Genomic DNA, 17,795 nt, shown 5'->3' on the forward strand with positions numbered 1-17,795 from the left:
AATGGCGAATTCTCCGAACGCGCCGGCTGCGTCAGGCTCGTCGATACCTCGAAAGCACAACAACAATCTGAGGTCACGAAATGTTCAAGACGATGGTACGGGCGCTGTTGTGCGCCCTGGCGATCGGTGGCTCCTGCCTGGCGAATGCCGCGCAGCCGATCGTCATCAAGTTCTCCCACGTGGTCGCGGAAAACACGCCCAAAGGCCAGGGCGCGCTGCTGTTCAAGAAACTCGTCGAACAGCGCCTGGGCGGCCGGGTCGAGGTAGACGTCTATCCCAACTCGTCGCTGTTCGGCGACGGCAAGGAAATGGAGGCGCTGCTGCTGGGCGACGTGCAGATGCTGGCGCCGTCCCTGGCCAAGTTCGAGCAGTACACGCGCAAGGTGCAGATCTTCGACCTGCCGTTCCTCTTCGACGACATCCAGGCGGTCGACCGCTTCCAGCGCAGCCCGCAGGGGCGCGCCTTGCTGACCAGCATGCAGGGCAAGGGCATCCTCGGCCTGGCCTACTGGCACAACGGGATGAAGCAGCTCTCCGCCAATCGCCCGTTGCTGGAGCCGGAAGACGCGCGCGGGCTGAAATTCCGCGTGCAGGCGTCCGACGTGCTCAACGAGCAGTTCCGCCAGCTCCGCGCGATCTCCCGGAAGATGTCCTTCGCCGAGGTCTACCAGGGCTTGCAGACCGGCGTGGTGAATGGCACCGAGAACACCTGGTCGAACTACGAGAGCCAGAAGGTCAACGAGGTACAGAAGTATTTCACCGAGTCCAACCACGGCTTGGTGGACTACATGGTGATCACCAACGCGAAGTTCTGGAATGGCCTTCCGGCGGACATCCGCGAAGAACTGCAGCGGATCATGGACGAGGTCACCGTGCAGGTGAACCTCGAGGCCGAGCGCCTCAACCGCGACGCCCGCCAGCGCATCCTCGCCAGTGGCGCCAGCGAGATCCATACCCTGAGCCCGCAGCAGCGCGCCGACTGGCGCCAGGCGATGCAGCCGGTATGGCAGAAATTCCGCGGCAATGTCGGTGCCGATCTGCTCCAGGCCGCCGAAGCTTCCAACCGTCCCGATTGACCCGTCCGGCCCCGCCCGGCCGGGCGGGGCATTGTGGAGAACGCTGCGATGAATCGACTCGTGCGCGTCTGGAACCGCTTCGAGGAGGGCGCTATCGCCTTCCTGCTGGCGGCGATGACGCTGATGACCTTCCTCTATGTGGTGATGACCAACGTCTTCACCCTGTTCTACGACCTCGGCGACCGCCTGCCGACACTGCGGGCTCCGCTGTACTCGATGGGCGACGCGATCCTCGGGGTAGCCCAGGATATGTCCTGGAGCAACGCGCTGACCAAGGCGCTGTTCGGCTGGCTGATCTTCCTCGGCATCGCCTACGGCGTACGCACCGCCGGCCACCTCGGGGTGGATGCCCTGGTGCGCCTGGCGCCGCGTCCCTTGCAGCGCCTGATCGGGATACTCGCCTGCCTCTGCTGCCTGGGCTACGCCGGGCTGTTCATGGTCGCCAGCTACGACTGGGTGAAGACCCTGTTCGTCGCCGGCATCGGCGCCGAGGACCTCGACCACTTCGGCATCCTCCAGGCCTACATCGCGGTGGTGGTGCCGGTCGGCTTCGGCCTGGTGCTGCTGCGCTACCTGGAAATCCTCGTCAACCTGTTGCGCGGTCGCCAGCTCGGGCTGGGCCTCGCCGACGAGGCCGCCGAGGCCTCCAAACTGGCCGGCGAAGAGGCCGGGGAGAACCGTCCATGACCGTGCTGATCCTGTTCCTGCTGCTGTTCCTGTTCATGTTCATCGGCGTGCCCATCGCCATCTCCCTGGGGTTGTCCGGCGCCCTGACGATCCTGCTGTTCAGCCCGGATTCGGTGCGCTCGCTGGCGATCAAGCTGTTCGAGACCTCCGAGGCCTACACCCTGCTGGCGATCCCGTTCTTCCTGCTCTCCGGCGCGTTCATGACCACCGGTGGCGTGGCGCGGCGCCTGATCGACTTCGCCAATGCCTGCGTCGGGCATATCCGCGGCGGCCTGGCGATCGCTGCGGTGCTCGCCTGCATGCTGTTCGCCGCGCTGTCCGGTTCGTCGCCGGCGACGGTGGCGGCGGTCGGCTCGATCGCCGTGGCCGGCATGGTCCGCTCCGGCTATCCGCGCGCCTTCGGCGCGGGGATCATCTGCAACGCCGGGACCCTGGGCATCCTCATCCCGCCATCGATCGTGATGGTGGTCTACGCCGCTGCCACCGAGACCTCGGTGGGCAAGCTGTTCGTCGCCGGGGTGGTTCCGGGGTTGTTGCTCGGGGTGATCCTGATGGTGGTGATCTACATCGTCGCGCGGGTCAAGAAGCTGCCGGCGCAGCCGCGCGCCAGCTTCCGCGAGTGGCTGGCCGCCGCACGCCGTGCAGGCTGGGGCCTGTTGTTGCTGGTGATCATCCTCGGCGGCATCTATTCCGGGCTGTTCACCCCCACCGAGGCGGCGGCGGTGGCGGCGGTGTACTCGGCCTTCGTCGCGCTGTTCGTGTACAAGGACATGCGTCTGCGCGACTGTCCCAAGGTGCTGCTGGAGTCGGGGCGGCTGAGCATCATGCTGATGTTCATCATTGCCAACGCCATGCTCTTCGCCCATGTGTTGACCACCGAGCAGATCCCCCAGCAGATCACCGAATGGGTGGTGCAGGAAGGCCTGACCCCGATCGGCTTCCTGCTGATGGTCAACGTGGTGCTGCTGGTTGCCGGCAGCTTCATGGAGCCCTCGGCGATCGTGCTGATCCTGGCGCCGATCTTCTTCCCCATCGCCATGAAGCTGGGCATCGATCCGATCCACCTGGGTATCGTCATGGTGGTGAACATGGAGATCGGCCTGGTACACCCGCCAGTGGGCCTCAACCTGTTCGTCACCTCGGCGGTCACTGGCATGCCGCTGGGGGCGACCATCCGCGCGGCGCTGCCGTGGCTGATGATCCTGCTGCTGTTCCTGATCCTGGTGACCTACGTGCCGTTGATCTCGCTGTGGCTGCCGGGCCTGCTGGGCATGAGTTGAGGTCGCGGCGGCGGGGCGCGGGACGCGCTCCGCCGCCCGGCGCAAGGCTACGATCGGCGCGGCTTATAGCTACGATCGGCGCTGTCGCGCAGTGGTAAGACCATGGTCGTATGGTTCGTGGGGTGTGCGCTCGCTACAACTGGGCACAACAAAAACAACACTCACGTACCGAGGTTAAAGCCATGTCTGCGGCATCCCTGTACCCCGTGCACCCGGAAGCGGTGGCACGGACCTTCACCGACGAAGCCACCTACAAGACGATGTACCAGCAGTCCGTCGTCAACCCCGACGGCTTCTGGCGCGAGCAGGCCCAGCGGATCGACTGGATCAAGCCGTTCGAGAAGGTCAAGCAGACCTCCTTCGACGACCATCACGTGGACATCAAGTGGTTCGCCGACGGCACCCTCAACGTGTCGCACAACTGCCTCGACCGTCACCTCGCCGAACGCGGCGACCAGGTGGCGATCATCTGGGAAGGCGACGATCCCGCCGACCACCAGGAAATCACCTACCGCCAGCTCCACGAGCAGGTCTGCAAGTTCGCCAACGCCCTGCGCGGGCAGGACGTGCACCGCGGCGACGTAGTGACCATCTACATGCCGATGATCCCCGAGGCCGTGGTCGCCATGCTCGCCTGCACCCGCATCGGCGCGATCCACTCGGTGGTCTTCGGCGGCTTCTCCCCCGAGGCCCTGGCCGGACGCATCATCGATTGCAAGTCGAAGGTGGTGATCACCGCCGACGAAGGCGTGCGCGGCGGCAAGCGTACTCCGCTGAAGGCCAACGTCGACGACGCCCTGACCAACCCGGAAACCTCCAGCGTGCAGAAGATCATCGTCTGCAAGCGTACCGGCGCCGAGATCAAGTGGAACCAGCACCGCGACGTCTGGTACGACGACCTGATGAAGGTTGCCGGCAGCACTTGCGCACCCAAGGAAATGGGCGCCGAGGACCCGCTGTTCATCCTCTACACCTCCGGCTCCACCGGCAAGCCGAAGGGCGTGCTGCATACCACCGGCGGCTACCTGGTGTACGCCTCGCTGACCCACGAGCGGGTCTTCGACTACCGTCCGGGCGAAGTCTACTGGTGCACCGCCGACATCGGCTGGGTCACCGGCCACACCTACATCGTCTATGGCCCGCTGGCCAACGGCGCCACCACCATTCTGTTCGAGGGCGTGCCGAACTACCCCGACGTGACCCGCGTGGCGAAGATCATCGACAAGCACAAGGTCAACATCCTCTACACCGCGCCGACCGCGATCCGCGCGATGATGGCCGAAGGCAAGGCGGCGGTGGCCGGTGCCGACGGTTCCAGCCTGCGTCTGCTCGGTTCGGTGGGCGAGCCGATCAACCCGGAAGCCTGGCAGTGGTACTACGAGACCGTCGGCCAGTCGCGCTGCCCGATCGTCGACACCTGGTGGCAGACCGAGACCGGCGCCTGCCTGATGACCCCGCTGCCGGGCGCCCACGCGATGAAGCCGGGCTCCGCGGCCAAGCCGTTCTTCGGCGTGGTTCCGGCACTGGTGGACAACCTCGGCAACCTGATCGAGGGCGCCGCCGAGGGCAACCTGGTGATCCTCGACTCCTGGCCGGGCCAGGCGCGGACCCTGTTCGGCGACCATGACCGCTTCGTCGACACCTACTTCAAGACCTTCAAGGGCATGTACTTCACCGGCGACGGCGCGCGCCGCGACGAGGACGGCTACTACTGGATCACCGGGCGGGTCGACGACGTGCTCAACGTCTCCGGCCACCGCATGGGCACCGCCGAGGTGGAAAGCGCGATGGTCGCCCACCCGAAGGTCGCCGAGGCGGCGGTGGTCGGCATGCAGCACGACATCAAGGGGCAGGGCATCTATGTCTACGTCACCCTCAACTCCGGGGTCGAGCCGAGCGAGGCGCTGCGCCAGGAGCTGAAGCAATGGGTTCGCCGCGAGATCGGTCCGATCGCCACGCCGGATGTGATCCAGTGGGCGCCGGGACTGCCGAAGACCCGTTCGGGCAAGATCATGCGGCGCATCCTGCGCAAGATCGCCGCGGCCGAGTACGACACCCTCGGCGACATCTCCACCCTTGCCGACCCGGGCGTGGTTCAGCACCTGATCGAGACCCATCGCTCGATGCAGGCCGCCTGAATTCCGCCTGATCCGAAACGACCCCGCGCGGTGCGAGCCGCGCGGGGTCTTTCATTTGGCGCGGGCCGAGGAGGAGGGCGTTTCGAATGGGCTCGAGCCGGGAATGGGGCGGCGGTAACACTTCGGTGATGCGCGCCTGCGCATAATTGGGGCGAGAGGAAACGCCACGCACAGCAAAGGTGCGACACGGGGTAGCAGTCGAGGCGAGTCGTAGCGGCCAAGCCATTGAAGGAGAAGGAATTGGCAATTTATGGCTTGAGATTTGCTTTACTCATTGATTACACTTCGCGCTTTCCGGGCACAAATGTCGCTGCCTGTCAATATCGCCGAATGCCCTCTTCGGTGCTTTTATAATTAGTTGTCGCATTGAAGAAATAACCACTTTCGGCCTGTCGCTAGAATGCCGCTCACCCCAGCTGGCGCCCTGTCCACGAGAAGGCGCCATGCGCAAGAGCCGGTGATCACGCATATCCGTCGGCAGCCTGGGCAAGGTTCTATTTCTCCTGCCAATCGATGCCATCCCCTTCGAAGGAGTTCCAGATGAAGAAGCTCGCACTTCTCGGCGCCCTGGCGCTGTCCGTGCTCTCCCTGCCCACTTTCGCCGCCGACAAGCCGGTGCGCATAGGCATCGAGGCGGCCTACCCGCCGTTCTCGCTGAAGACCCCGGACGGCCAGTTGGCAGGCTTCGACGTGGATATCGGCAATGCCCTCTGCGAAGAGATGAAGGTGCAGTGCAAGTGGGTCGAGCAGGAGTTCGACGGCCTGATCCCGGCCCTCAAGGTGCGCAAGATCGATGCGATCCTCTCGTCGATGACCATTACCGACGAGCGCAAGCGTTCGGTGGACTTCACCAACAAGTACTACAACACCCCGGCGCGCTTCGTGATGAAGGAAGGCGCCAGCCTCAACGATCCCAAGGCCGACCTGAAGGGCAAGAAGGCCGGCGTGCTGCGTGGCAGTACCGCCGACCGCTACGCCTCCGCCGAACTGACCCCGGCCGGCGTCGAAGTGGTGCGCTACAACTCCCAGCAGGAAGCCAACATGGACCTGGTGGCCGGTCGCCTCGACGCGGTGGTCGCCGATTCGGTGAACCTCGAAGATGGCTTCCTCAAGACCGATGCCGGCAAGGGCTACGCCTTCGTCGGTCCGCAACTGACCGATGCCAAGTACTTCGGCGAAGGCGTCGGCATCGCCGTGCGCAAGGGCGATAGCGAGCTGGCCGGCAAGTTCAACGCGGCCATCGACGCGCTGCGCGCCAACGGCAAGTACAAGCAGATCCAGGACAAGTACTTCAGCTTCGACGTCTACGGTTCGAACTGACGCTATCCGTCAGAGGTGGCACAAACGTCCGCGACGCCTCGCGCTGTTTGTGCCACTTTTTTATTGAGTGGACGCCACTGCTTTAGCGCTGCATTAGCTGCATAGAGGTACCGTTTTGATGATCACTGGCTACGGTGCGACCATCGTCGATGGCGCCTGGCTGACTCTCCAGCTGGCCCTGCTTTCCATGCTCCTGGCCATCGTCCTCGGCCTGCTGGGCGCGGCCTTCCGCCTGTCGCCGGTGCGCTGGCTGGCCTGGTGCGGCGACCTGTACGCCACGGTAGTGCGCGGCATTCCCGACCTGGTGCTGATCCTGCTGATCTTCTACGGCGGCCAGGGCCTGCTGAACTGGGTCGCCCCGCAACTCGGCTACGACGACTACATCGACCTGAATCCCTTCGTGTCCGGCGTCGGCACCCTCGGCTTCATCTTCGGCGCCTATCTCTCGGAGACCTTCCGCGGCGCCTTCATGGCGATTCCCAAGGGCCAGGGCGAGGCCGGCTACGCCTACGGCATGAGCCACCGCCAGGTGTTCTTCCGCATCCAGGTGCCGCAGATGATCCGCCTGGCGATCCCCGGCTTCACCAACAACTGGCTGGTGCTGGTCAAGGCCACCGCGCTGATTTCCGTGGTCGGCCTGCAGGACATGATGTTCAAGGCCAAGCAGGCCTCCGATGCGACCCGCGAGCCGTTCACCTACTACCTCGCCGTGGCCGGCCTGTACCTGCTGGTGACCAGCGTGTCGCTGCTGTTGCTGCGCCTGCTCGAACGCCGCTATTCGGTCGGCGTGAAAACCGCGGAACTGTGAGTCAAGGGGCCCTATCGTGATCTTCGATTTCTCCGTCATCTGGGACAGCCTTCCGCTCTATTTCGACGGCCTGCTGGTCACCCTCAAGCTGCTCTCGATCTCCCTGCTGATCGGCCTGCTGCTGGCGGTGCCGCTGGCGCTGATGCGGGTCTCCAAGCAGCCGCTGGTGAACTTCCCGGCCTGGCTCTACACCTACGTGATCCGCGGCACGCCGATGCTGGTCCAGCTGTTCCTGATCTACTACGGCCTGGCGCAGTTCGACGCGGTGCGCGAGAGCGCGCTGTGGCCCTGGCTGTCGAACGCGTCCTTCTGCGCCTGCCTGGCGTTCGCCATCAACACCAGCGCCTACACCGCCGAGATCCTCGCCGGCAGCCTGAAGGCCACGCCCCATGGCGAGATCGAGGCGGCCAAGGCGATGGGCATGTCGCGCCTGAAGATGTACCGCCGCATCCTCCTGCCATCGGCACTGCGGCGTGCGCTGCCGCAGTACAGCAACGAAGTGATCATGATGCTGCAGACCACCAGCCTGGCGTCCATCGTCACCCTGGTGGACATCACCGGCGCCGCGCGAACCGTCTATTCGCAGTACTACCTGCCGTTCGAAGCGTTCATCACCGCCGGTCTGTTCTACCTGTGCCTGACCTTCATCCTGGTGCGCCTGTTCAAGCTTGCCGAGCGCCGCTGGCTGGCTTACCTGGCGCCGCGCAAATCCTGATCCGGAGGACCGCATGGAGCGTATCGACCACCTGCTGCCGTGGAGCACCCTGGGAAGCGAGAAGCGCCTGAGCGTGTTCCGCTTCGGCTGCGGCGCGCGCAAGGTCTACATCCAGTCCAGCCTGCACGCCGACGAGCTGCCGGGCATGCGCACCGCCTGGGAGCTGAAGCAGCGGTTGCGCCTGCTGGAGGCGGAAGGCCGCCTGCGCGGTACCGTCGAGCTGGTGCCGGTGGCCAATCCGGTCGGTCTCGGGCAGATGATCCAGGCGCTGCACCAGGGGCGCTTCGAAATGAGTAGCGGGCGCAACTTCAACCGCGATTTCCCCGACCTGCTGGACGCGGTGATCGACAGCGTCGGCGAGCGTCTCGGCAGCGATCCGGCGGCCAATGTCGCGCTGGTCCGCCAGGCCCTGCGCGCGGCGCTGGACGCCCTGCCGCCGGCGACCTCGGAACTGGAGGGCATGCAGCGCCTGCTCTATCGCCACGCCTGCGACGCCGACCTGGTGCTCGACCTGCATTGCGACTTCGAGGCCGCCATCCATCTCTATACCCTGCCGCAGCAATGGCCCGCCTTCGCCTCCCTGGCCGCACGCCTGGGCGCCGCTGTCGGGCTGCTCGCCGAGGAGTCCGGCGGCGGTTCCTTCGACGAGGCCTGCTCGGTGCCGTGGCTGCGCCTGTCGCGCCTGTATCCGCGCGCCGAGCTGCCGCTGGCCTGCCTGGCGACCACCGTCGAACTCGGCGGCCAGGCCGATACCACGGCGCAGCAGGCCGAGGCCAACGCCGCGGCGATCCTGGCCTTCCTCGCCGAGCAGGGCTTCGTCGAGGGCGAATGGCCGGCGGCGCCCGAAGCCTGCTGCGAAGGCTTGCCCTTCGAAGGCACCGAATACGTCCACGCGCCGCATACCGGCGTGGTGAGTTTCCTGCGCCGGCCGGGCGAATGGGTGGAGGCGGGCGAACCGCTGTTCCAGGTCATCGATCCCCTGGCCGACCGTGCCAGCACCGTGTGCGCCGGGGTTTCCGGCGTGCTTTTCGCCATCGAACGGATGCGCTACGCGCAGCCGGGACTCTGGCTGGCCAAGGTGGCCGGTCGTCAACCGATCCGTCAGGGACGCTTGCTCAGCGACTGATTAGCCGAGAACACACACATGTACAAACTGGAAGTCCAAGACCTGCACAAGCGCTACGGTAGCCACGAGGTGCTCAAGGGCGTCTCGCTGGCGGCGAAAGCGGGCGACGTGATCAGCATCATCGGCTCGAGCGGTTCCGGCAAGAGCACCTTCCTGCGCTGCATCAACCTGCTGGAACAGCCGCACGCCGGCAAGATCCTGCTCAACGGCGAGGAGCTGAAGCTGGTGCCCGGCCGCGACGGCGCGCTGAAGGCCGCCGACTCTCGCCAGTTGCAGCGTATGCGCTCGCGCCTGTCGATGGTGTTCCAGCATTTCAACCTGTGGTCGCACATGAGCGCTCTGGAGAACGTCATCGAGGCGCCCGTGCATGTGCTCGGCGTGTCGAAGAAGGAAGCCATCGAGAAGGCCGAGCACTACCTGGCCAAGGTCGGCGTGGCGCACCGCAAGGACGCCTACCCGGCGCACATGAGCGGCGGCGAGCAGCAGCGCGTGGCGATCGCCCGGGCGCTGGCGGTGGAGCCGGAAGTGATGCTGTTCGACGAGCCGACCTCGGCGCTCGACCCCGAGCTGGTGGGCGAAGTGCTGAAGGTCATGCAGGACCTGGCCCAGGAAGGCCGCACCATGGTGGTGGTGACCCACGAGATGGGTTTCGCCCGCGAGGTGTCGAACCAGTTGGTGTTCCTGCACAAGGGCCTGGTCGAGGAACACGGCTGCCCGAAGGAAGTCCTCGCCAACCCGCAGTCGGACCGCCTCAAGCAGTTCCTCTCCGGCAGCCTCAAGTAACATTCATCGCAGAGGCCGGCTAAGCTGCTCCCATGACTGCCCAACCCCAACGCATCGGTTTCCTCCTCTGGCCCGCCACCCGCGCGCTGACGCTATCGCTTGCCGAGGAAGCCCTGCGGGCGGCCCGGCGGTTGCACCCCGAGGCGCTCTACGAGCCGCTGTTCCTGCTCGCCGAAGCGCCGGCCGAAGAGGAGGGCTGGCGCCTGCCGGGAACGGCCTGGAACGGCAGGCTGGAGCAATGCTCGCGGCTGTTCCTGGTCGCCGACGAGGCGCCGGCGGCGGTGTCGCCAGCGCTGGGCCTGGCGCTCAAGCAACTGGCGCGTTCGGGAGCGGCGATCGGCGCACTGTCCGCCGGCATCTACCCGCTGGCCCAGCTCGGCCTGCTCGACGGTTATCGCGCCGCGGTGCACTGGCGTTGGCACGATGACTTCACCGAGCGCTTCCCCAAGGTCATCGCCACCAACCACCTGTTCGAGTGGGATCGCGACCGCATGACCGCCTGCGGCGGCATGGCGGTACTCGACCTGCTGTTGGCGCTGCTGTCCCGCGACCATGGCGCTGAACTGGCCGGCGCGGTCTCGGAGGAGTTGGTGGTGGAGCGCATCCGCGAAGGCAACGAGCGCCAGCGCATCCCGCTGAAGAATCGCCTCGGCTCCAGCCATCCGAAGCTGACCCAGGCGGTACTGCTGATGGAAGCCAATATCGAGGAGCCACTGACCACCGACGAGATCGCCCAGCATGTGTGCGTTTCGCGGCGCCAGTTGGAACGGATCTTCAAGCAATACCTGAACCGCGTACCCAGCCAGTACTACCTGGAGCTGCGCCTGAACCGCGCGCGGCAGATGCTGATGCAGACCAGCAAGTCGATCATCCAGATCGGCCTGTCCTGCGGTTTCTCTTCCGGGCCGCACTTCTCCAGCGCCTACCGCAACTTCTTCGGCGTCACTCCGCGCGAGGACCGCAACCAGCGGCGCGGCGGCAGCGCCTTCGAGACGACCTTCACTCCCGTCGAACGCGGCTGATCGCCAACGGCGCGGCGTTTTCAGTCGGGCTTTGCGACGCCCCGGAAGGCGGATCGCCTCGGAAAGTCGCCGAGTTCGCGACGGGCCGTCGGAATGATCGCCTCCAGCAGTTCCAGCGGAACGTCGCTGGCGAACAGGTTGACCACGAAACGCCGGCCGGCGTCGTCGCGAAAGACCTCGAACAGCGGCTGTTCGCCGCGCCAGCACTCCAGGCCGAGGCCGTCGCGCGGATTGAGGTCGGAGGCGAAGACGAGACGGTAGTCGATTCCCTCGATGGGCATGGCTTGTTTCCCTGCTGTTCCCGCCCGCGTGGCGGCGTAGAAGAAGTATGCACCCGAGTGCATCGCGCGTTTACACTGCGCCTTCCCGATGCTTTCTGTCGCATTTCCGAAAGCCGCGGAAATTCCCGGGGTGGCGCTATAACAAGTTGTCGCATGGCGGCAATGCCGGCCCGGTCCCAATCCCTACAATCCTTTCATCGATAGCCGCCTTCAGGCAGGAGAAACACCGATGTCCGCTCCCCATGCGCAGGTAGAACGTGCCGATTTCGACCGGTATATGGTCCCCAACTACGCCCCCGCCGCCTTCATCCCGGTGCGAGGCGAGGGATCGCGCGTCTGGGACCAGAGCGGCCGCGAACTGATCGATTTCGCCGGCGGCATCGCCGTGACCTCCCTGGGCCACGCGCATCCGGCGCTGGTCAAGGCGCTCACCGAGCAGGCCCAGCGCATCTGGCACGTTTCCAACGTCTTCACCAACGAGCCGGCCCTGCGCCTGGCGCGCAAGCTGGTGGACGCCACCTTCGCCGAGCGGGTGTTCCTCGCCAACTCCGGCGCCGAGGCCAACGAGGCGGCCTTCAAGCTGGCTCGCCGCTACGCCAACGATGTCTACGGCCCGCAGAAGTACGAGATCATCGCCGCCAGCAACAGCTTCCACGGGCGCACCCTGTTCACCGTCAACGTCGGCGGCCAGCCCAAGTATTCCGATGGCTTCGGGCCCAAGTTCGAGGGTATCACCCACGTTCCCTACAACGACCTGGAAGCGCTGAAGGCGGCGATCTCCGACAAGACCTGCGCCGTGGTGCTGGAACCGATCCAGGGCGAGGGCGGCGTGCTGCCGGCGCAGCAGGCCTACCTGGAAGGGGCGCGCAAGCTGTGCGACGAGCACAACGCGCTGCTGGTCTTCGACGAGGTCCAGAGCGGCATGGGCCGGGTCGGCGAGCTGTTCGCCTACATGCACTACGGCGTGGTCCCGGACATCCTCTCCAGCGCCAAGAGCCTGGGCGGCGGCTTCCCTATCGGTGCGATGCTGACCACCGGCGAGATCGCCAAGCACCTGTCGGTCGGCACCCACGGCACCACCTACGGCGGCAACCCGCTGGCGTCGGCGGTGGCCGAGGCGGCGCTGGACGTGATCAATACCCCGGAAGTGCTGGATGGCGTGAAGGCCAAGCATGAGCGCTTCAAGTCCCGCCTGCAGAAGATCGGCCAGGAGTACGGCATCTTCGGCGAGATTCGCGGCATGGGTCTGCTGATCGGCGCGGCGCTGACCGACGAGTGGAAGGGCAAGGCCAGGGATGTGCTCAACGCCGCCGAGAAAGAGGCGGTCATGGTGCTCCAGGCCAGCCCGGACGTGGTGCGCTTCGCGCCGAGCCTGGTGATCGACGACGCCGAGATCGACGAAGGCCTGGAGCGCTTCGAGCGCGCCGTGGCCAAGCTGGTCCGCGGCTGAGCGAACCCACGGAGCCCCGGCGCAGGCCGGGGTACCCGATGCGACATCCCGGAGCGGCCCGCGCCGGAGCCGGGAACCGTGCCGCCGTGCGTGGCGCGGGATATTCCCTGCTGGACGTTCGAAACCGTGGCACAGGAAGGTGCCGCGGTCCCGCGCATGGATGCGGCAATCATCGTTGTCTGAGAAAGGAGTGACGCCATGTTGGTGATGCGCCCCGCCCAAGCGGCCGACCTGCCACAGGTGCAGCGTCTGGCGGCGGACAGCCCGGTAGGCGTCACGTCCTTGCCGGATGACGCCGAACGCCTGCGCGACAAGATCCTCGCTTCCGAGGCCTCGTTCGCCGCGGAGGTGAGCTACAACGGCGAGGAAAGCTATTTCTTCGTCCTCGAGGACAGCGCCAGCGGCGAGCTGGTCGGCTGCTCGGCGATCGTCGCCTCGGCCGGGTTCTCGGAACCGTTCTACAGCTTCCGCAACGAAACCTTCGTGCACGCCTCGCGCTCGCTGTCGATCCACAACAAGATCCATGTCCTCTCGCTGTGCCACGACCTTACCGGCAACAGCCTGCTGACCAGTTTCTACGTACAGCGCGACCTGGTGCAGAGCGTCTATGCCGAACTCAACTCGCGCGGTCGCCTGCTGTTCATGGCCAGCCATCCGGAGCGCTTCGCCGACGCGGTGGTGGTGGAGATCGTCGGCTACAGCGACGAGCAGGGCGAATCGCCGTTCTGGAACGCGGTCGGGCGCAACTTCTTCGACCTGAACTACATCGAGGCGGAAAAGCTCTCCGGGCTGAAGAGCCGCACCTTCCTCGCCGAACTGATGCCGCACTATCCGATCTACGTGCCGCTGTTGCCGGATGCCGCCCAGGAATCCATGGGCCAGGTTCACCCGCGAGCGCAGATCACCTTCGACATCCTGATGCGCGAAGGCTTCGAGACCGACAACTACATCGACATCTTCGATGGCGGCCCGACCCTGCACGCGCGCACCTCGGGGATTCGCTCGATCGCCCAGAGCCGGGTGGTTCCGGTGAAGATCGGCGAGGCGCCGAAGAGCGGGCGTCCATACCTGGTCACCAACGGCCAGTTGCAGGACTTCCGCGCGGTCGTGCTGGACCTGGACTGGGCGCCCGGCAAGCCGGTGGCCCTGAGTGTTGAAGCCGCCGAGGCCCTGGGCGTCGGCGAAGGCGCCAGCGTGCGCCTGGTAGCGGTCTGAAGGAGCCAGTCATGATCGTACGTCCTGTTACCAGCGCCGACCTGCCGGCCCTGATCGAGCTGGCGCGCAGCACCGGCACCGGCCTGACCACCCTGCCGGCCAACGAGCAGCGCCTGCAGCATCGCGTCAGTTGGGCCGAGAAGGCCTTCCGTGGCGAGGCCGAACGCGGCGACGCCGACTACCTGTTCGTCCTCGAGGACGACGCCGGCAAGGTCGTCGGCATCTCCGCCATCGCCGGAGCGGTAGGGCTTCGCGAACCCTGGTACAACTACCGGGTCGGCCTCACCGTGAGCGCCTCGCAGGAACTCAACATCCATCGCGAGATCCCCACGCTGTTCCTGGCCAACGACCTGACCGGCAATTCCGAGCTGTGCTCGCTGTTCCTCCACGCCAACCACCGCAGCGGCCTCAACGGCAAGCTGCTGTCGCGCGCGCGCTTCCTGTTCATCGCCGAATTCCGCCACCTGTTCGGCGACAAGCTGATCGCCGAGATGCGCGGCATGTCCGACGAGGAGGGGCGTTCGCCATTCTGGGAAAGCCTCGGCCGGCACTTCTTCAAGATGGAATTCTCCCAGGCCGACTACCTCACCGGGGTCGGCAACAAGGCCTTCATCGCCGAGCTGATGCCGAAGTTCCCGCTCTACACCTGCTTCCTCTCCGAGGAGGCGCGCGGGGTGATCGGCCGCGTCCATCCGAACACCGAGCCGGCGCTGGCCATGCTCAAGGCCGAGGGCTTCAGCTACCAGGGCTACGTCGACATCTTCGACGCCGGCCCGGCGATCGAGGCCGAGACCGACAAGATCCGCGCCATCGCCGAGAGCCAGAACCTGGTGCTGGCGGTGGGCACTCCCGGCGACGACGCCGAGCCCTACCTGATCCACAACCGCAAGCGCGAAGACTGTCGCATCACCGCCGCGCCGGCGCGGGCCGCCGCCGGCACCCTGGTGGTCGATCCGCTGACCGCCAAGCGCCTGCGCCTGTCGGCCGGCGCCTCGGTACGCGCGGTGCCGCTGTCGGCGCAGAAACGCGCTTGAAAGCCTGATGGAGGCGTCCCGGCGAGGGCGCCCGAGGAGTCGATGATGAGTACCCATTACATTGCCGGCCAGTGGCTGGCGGGCCAGGGCGAGACCCTGGAGTCCCTCGACCCGGTTGGCCAGGGCGTGGTCTGGTCCGGGCGCGGCGCTGACGCCGCCCAGGTCGATGCCGCCGTGCACGCCGCCCGCGAGGCCTTCCCGGCCTGGGCGCGGCGCCCGCTGGAGCAGCGCATCGAGTTGCTCGAGCGCTTCGCTGCCACCCTCAAGTCCCGCGCCGACGAGCTGGCCCGGGCGATCGGCGAGGAAACCGGCAAGCCGCTGTGGGAGTCGGCCACCGAAGTGACCAGCATGGTCAACAAGGTGGCGATCTCGGTGCAGGCGTTCCGCGAGCGCACCGGCGAGAAGTCCGGTCCGCTGGCCGACGCCACCGCCGTGCTGCGGCACAAGCCGCATGGCGTGGTGGCGGTATTCGGTCCCTACAATTTCCCCGGCCACCTGCCCAACGGGCATATCGTCCCGGCGCTGCTGGCCGGTAACTGCGTGGTGTTCAAGCCCAGCGAGCTGACCCCGAAGGTCGCCGAGCTGACGCTCAAGGCCTGGATCGAGGCCGGCCTGCCGGCCGGCGTGCTCAACCTGGTCCAGGGCGGTCGCGAAACCGGCGTCGCGCTGGCCGCCCACCGTGGGCTCGACGGTCTGTTCTTCACCGGGTCCAGTCGCACCGGCAACCTGCTGCACAGCCAGTTCGGCGGCCAGCCGCAGAAAATCCTGGCGCTGGAGATGGGCGGCAACAACCCGCTGGTGGTGGAGGAGGTCGCCGACCTCGACGCCGCCGTCTACACCATCATCCAGTCCGCCTTCATCTCCGCCGGCCAGCGCTGCACCTGCGCCCGCCGCCTGCTGGTGCCGCAGGGCGCCTGGGGCGACGCACTGCTGGCGCGCCTGGTGGCGGTCAGCGCTACCCTGCGGGTCGGCCGCTTCGACGAACAGCCGGCGCCGTTCATGGGCGCGGTGATTTCGCTGAGCGCCGCCGAGCACCTGCTCAAGGCCCAGGAGCATTTGATCGGCAAGGGCGCACAGCCGCTGCTGGCGATGACCCAGCCGATCGACGGCGCCGCCCTGCTGACCCCGGGCATCCTCGACGTCAGCACGGTGGCCGAGCGACCGGACGAAGAGTTCTTCGGGCCGTTGTTGCAAGTGATCCGCTACTCCGATTTCGCTGCGGCGATCCGTGAAGCCAACGCCACCCAGTACGGCCTGGCCGCCGGGCTGCTGTCGGATTCCCGCGAGCGTTTCGAGCAGTTCCTCGTGGAAAGCCGTGCCGGCATCGTCAACTGGAACAAGCAGCTCACCGGCGCCGCCAGCAGCGCGCCGTTCGGCGGTATCGGCGCGTCCGGCAACCACCGGCCGAGCGCCTACTACGCCGCCGATTACTGCGCCTATCCGGTCGCCTCGCTGGAAAGCCCCAGCGTGTCCCTTCCTGCCACCCTGACTCCCGGGATCAGCCTATGAATGCCCATGAAGTGAATTTCGACGGCCTGGTCGGCCCGACCCACAACTACGGCGGCCTGTCCTACGGCAATGTCGCTTCGCAAAGCAACAGCCAGGCGGTGTCCAACCCGAAGGAAGCGGCGAAGCAGGGCCTGGCGAAGATGAAGGCGCTGATGGAGATGGGTTTCAAGCAGGGGGTGCTCGCCCCGCAAGCCCGCCCGGATACCGCTGCGCTACGTAGCCTGGGCTTCTCCGGCAGCGACGAGGAGGTGATCCGCCGCGCGGCGAAGGAAGCGATGCCTCTCCTCGCCGCCTGCAGTTCGGCGTCGAGCATGTGGACTGCCAATGCCGCCACGGTCAGCCCGAGCGCCGACACCGCCGACGGCCGCGTGCATTTCACCGCGGCCAACCTGAACTGCAAGTTCCACCGATCCATCGAGCATCCCACCACCAGCCGCGTGCTGGCGGCGATGTTCAACGACGAGCGGCATTTCGCCCATCACGCGGCGCTGCCGGCGGTGAGCCAGTTCGGCGACGAAGGCGCGGCCAACCACACGCGCTTCTGCAAGGACTATGGCGATGCCGGCGTGGAGTTCTTCGTCTTCGGTCGCAGCGCCTTCGACAGTCGCTTCCCGGCGCCGCAACGCTATCCGGCGCGCCAGACCCTGGAAGCCTGCCAGGCGGTCGCGCGCCTGCACGGGCTGAGCGAGGCCGGAGTGGTCTACGCTCAACAGAACCCGGCGGTAATTGACCAGGGCGTGTTCCACAACGATGTGATCTCGGTGGGCAATGGCGAGGTGCTGTTCCATCACGAGGACGCCTTCCTCGATACCGAGAAGGTCCTTGCCGAACTGCACGACAAGCTTGGCCGCCGCGGCGGCCGCTTCCGCGCCATCTGCGTGCCGCGCGACCAGGTCGCGGTGGAGGACGCGGTGAAGTCCTATCTGTTCAACAGCCAACTGCTGTCGAAGGCCGACGGTTCGATGCTGCTGGTGGTACCGGAGGAGTGTCGGAACAACCCGCGGGTCTGGAACTACCTGGACCAGCTCACCGGCGACGACGGCCCGATCCGCGAAGTGAAGGTCTTCGACCTCAAGCAGAGCATGCAGAACGGCGGCGGCCCGGCCTGCCTGCGCTTGCGCGTGGCGCTGCAGGAGCGGGAGCTGGCGGCGGTGAATCCGGGGGTGATCATGAGCGCCGGCCTGTACGACACGCTGGTAGCCTGGGTCGACCGGCACTACCGCGACCGCCTGAGCGAAACCGACCTGGCCGACCCGCAACTGCTGCTGGAGTGCCGGACGGCATTGGATGAACTGACGCAGATCCTTAAACTGGGCTCGGTTTATTCCTTCCAACTCGATTGAGAGCCTCG

16 protein-coding genes are annotated in these 17,795 nt (G+C 66.3%); 15 read left to right on the forward strand and 1 reads right to left on the reverse strand.

Translation table 11 applies throughout. The annotated features are described in order from the left end of the window. Nucleotides 1-80 precede the first annotated feature (80 nt). The 10 genes from VQ065_RS08375 to argR all read left to right on the forward strand — a co-directional run bounded on the left by VQ065_RS08375 (nt 81) and on the right by argR (nt 10,955). On the forward strand, nt 81-1,076 hold the full coding sequence (locus VQ065_RS08375) for a TRAP transporter substrate-binding protein (protein WP_003114244.1): 996 nt from the start codon (nt 81-83) through the stop codon (nt 1,074-1,076). A 48-nt stretch (nt 1,077-1,124) separates the two neighbouring features. Next, nucleotides 1,125-1,763 (forward strand): TRAP transporter small permease, encoded by a 639-nt coding sequence (locus tag VQ065_RS08380; RefSeq protein WP_023098808.1) that lies wholly within the window; start codon nt 1,125-1,127, stop codon nt 1,761-1,763. Then, the gene (gene dctM, locus VQ065_RS08385; protein WP_003085927.1) at nt 1,760-3,043 is read left to right on the forward strand and encodes a C4-dicarboxylate TRAP transporter large permease protein DctM; all 1,284 of its coding nucleotides are present in this window, start codon (nt 1,760-1,762) and stop codon (nt 3,041-3,043) included. Before VQ065_RS08380 ends, dctM begins: the two co-directional genes overlap by 4 nt. Nucleotides 3,044-3,225: 182 nt before the next feature. Further along, entirely contained in the window at nt 3,226-5,181 is a 1,956-nt protein-coding gene (gene acs / locus VQ065_RS08390) for an acetate--CoA ligase (protein ID WP_003110260.1), read from the forward strand. Nucleotides 5,182-5,721: 540 nt separating this feature from the next. After that, the gene (locus VQ065_RS08395) at nt 5,722-6,501 is read left to right on the forward strand and encodes an ABC transporter substrate-binding protein (protein WP_003085932.1); all 780 of its coding nucleotides are present in this window, start codon (nt 5,722-5,724) and stop codon (nt 6,499-6,501) included. A 118-nt stretch (nt 6,502-6,619) separates the two neighbouring features. Further along, the gene (locus VQ065_RS08400; RefSeq protein WP_003085934.1) at nt 6,620-7,309 is read left to right on the forward strand and encodes an ABC transporter permease; all 690 of its coding nucleotides are present in this window, start codon (nt 6,620-6,622) and stop codon (nt 7,307-7,309) included. 16 nt (nt 7,310-7,325) lie between these two features. Further along, nucleotides 7,326-8,024, forward strand: coding sequence for an ABC transporter permease (locus VQ065_RS08405; protein WP_003085936.1), 699 nt, complete (start codon nt 7,326-7,328; stop codon nt 8,022-8,024). Nucleotides 8,025-8,037: 13 nt separating this feature from the next. Beyond that, nucleotides 8,038-9,150, forward strand: coding sequence for a M14 family metallopeptidase (locus tag VQ065_RS08410; protein ID WP_003085938.1), 1,113 nt, complete (start codon nt 8,038-8,040; stop codon nt 9,148-9,150). An 18-nt stretch (nt 9,151-9,168) separates the two neighbouring features. Next, nucleotides 9,169-9,933 carry an arginine/ornithine transport ATP-binding protein AotP gene (gene aotP / locus VQ065_RS08415; RefSeq protein WP_003085940.1) on the forward strand — a complete coding sequence of 255 codons (765 nt, stop codon included), beginning with the start codon at nt 9,169-9,171 and terminating at the stop codon, nt 9,931-9,933. A gap of 32 nt (nt 9,934-9,965) precedes the next feature. Beyond that, entirely contained in the window at nt 9,966-10,955 is a 990-nt protein-coding gene (gene argR, locus VQ065_RS08420) for a transcriptional regulator ArgR (RefSeq protein WP_003085944.1), read from the forward strand. A gap of 20 nt (nt 10,956-10,975) precedes the next feature. Here the strand turns inward: argR and VQ065_RS08425 are convergent, their stop codons facing one another. After that, a complete protein-coding gene (locus VQ065_RS08425) occupies nt 10,976-11,299 on the reverse strand; it encodes a hypothetical protein (RefSeq protein WP_073660254.1) in 324 nt (107 codons plus the stop codon). Between the two features lie 166 nt (nt 11,300-11,465). On the opposite strand from VQ065_RS08425, the gene aruC reads away from it, so the two are divergent. The 5 genes from aruC to astB all read left to right on the forward strand — a co-directional run bounded on the left by aruC (nt 11,466) and on the right by astB (nt 17,787). Next, a complete protein-coding gene (gene aruC, locus VQ065_RS08430) occupies nt 11,466-12,686 on the forward strand; it encodes a bifunctional succinylornithine transaminase/acetylornithine aminotransferase (RefSeq protein WP_003085948.1) in 1,221 nt (406 codons plus the stop codon). Nucleotides 12,687-12,884: 198 nt separating this feature from the next. Beyond that, nucleotides 12,885-13,901, forward strand: coding sequence for an arginine/ornithine succinyltransferase subunit alpha (gene aruF / locus VQ065_RS08435; protein ID WP_003085950.1), 1,017 nt, complete (start codon nt 12,885-12,887; stop codon nt 13,899-13,901). An 11-nt stretch (nt 13,902-13,912) separates the two neighbouring features. After that, nucleotides 13,913-14,935, forward strand: a complete 1,023-nt coding sequence (gene astA / locus VQ065_RS08440; RefSeq protein WP_003085952.1) for an arginine N-succinyltransferase — start codon at nt 13,913-13,915, stop codon at nt 14,933-14,935. A 42-nt stretch (nt 14,936-14,977) separates the two neighbouring features. After that, the gene (gene astD, locus VQ065_RS08445; protein ID WP_003085953.1) at nt 14,978-16,444 is read left to right on the forward strand and encodes a succinylglutamate-semialdehyde dehydrogenase; all 1,467 of its coding nucleotides are present in this window, start codon (nt 14,978-14,980) and stop codon (nt 16,442-16,444) included. After that, the gene (astB, locus tag VQ065_RS08450) at nt 16,441-17,787 is read left to right on the forward strand and encodes an N-succinylarginine dihydrolase (protein ID WP_003085956.1); all 1,347 of its coding nucleotides are present in this window, start codon (nt 16,441-16,443) and stop codon (nt 17,785-17,787) included. The genes astD and astB overlap by 4 nt, the downstream gene beginning before the upstream one ends. Nucleotides 17,788-17,795: the final 8 nt, after the last annotated feature.

The sequence above is a fragment of the Pseudomonas sp. KBN10P06128 genome (genome assembly GCF_037574945.1).
Taxonomy (GTDB): domain Bacteria; phylum Pseudomonadota; class Gammaproteobacteria; order Pseudomonadales; family Pseudomonadaceae; genus Pseudomonas; species Pseudomonas aeruginosa.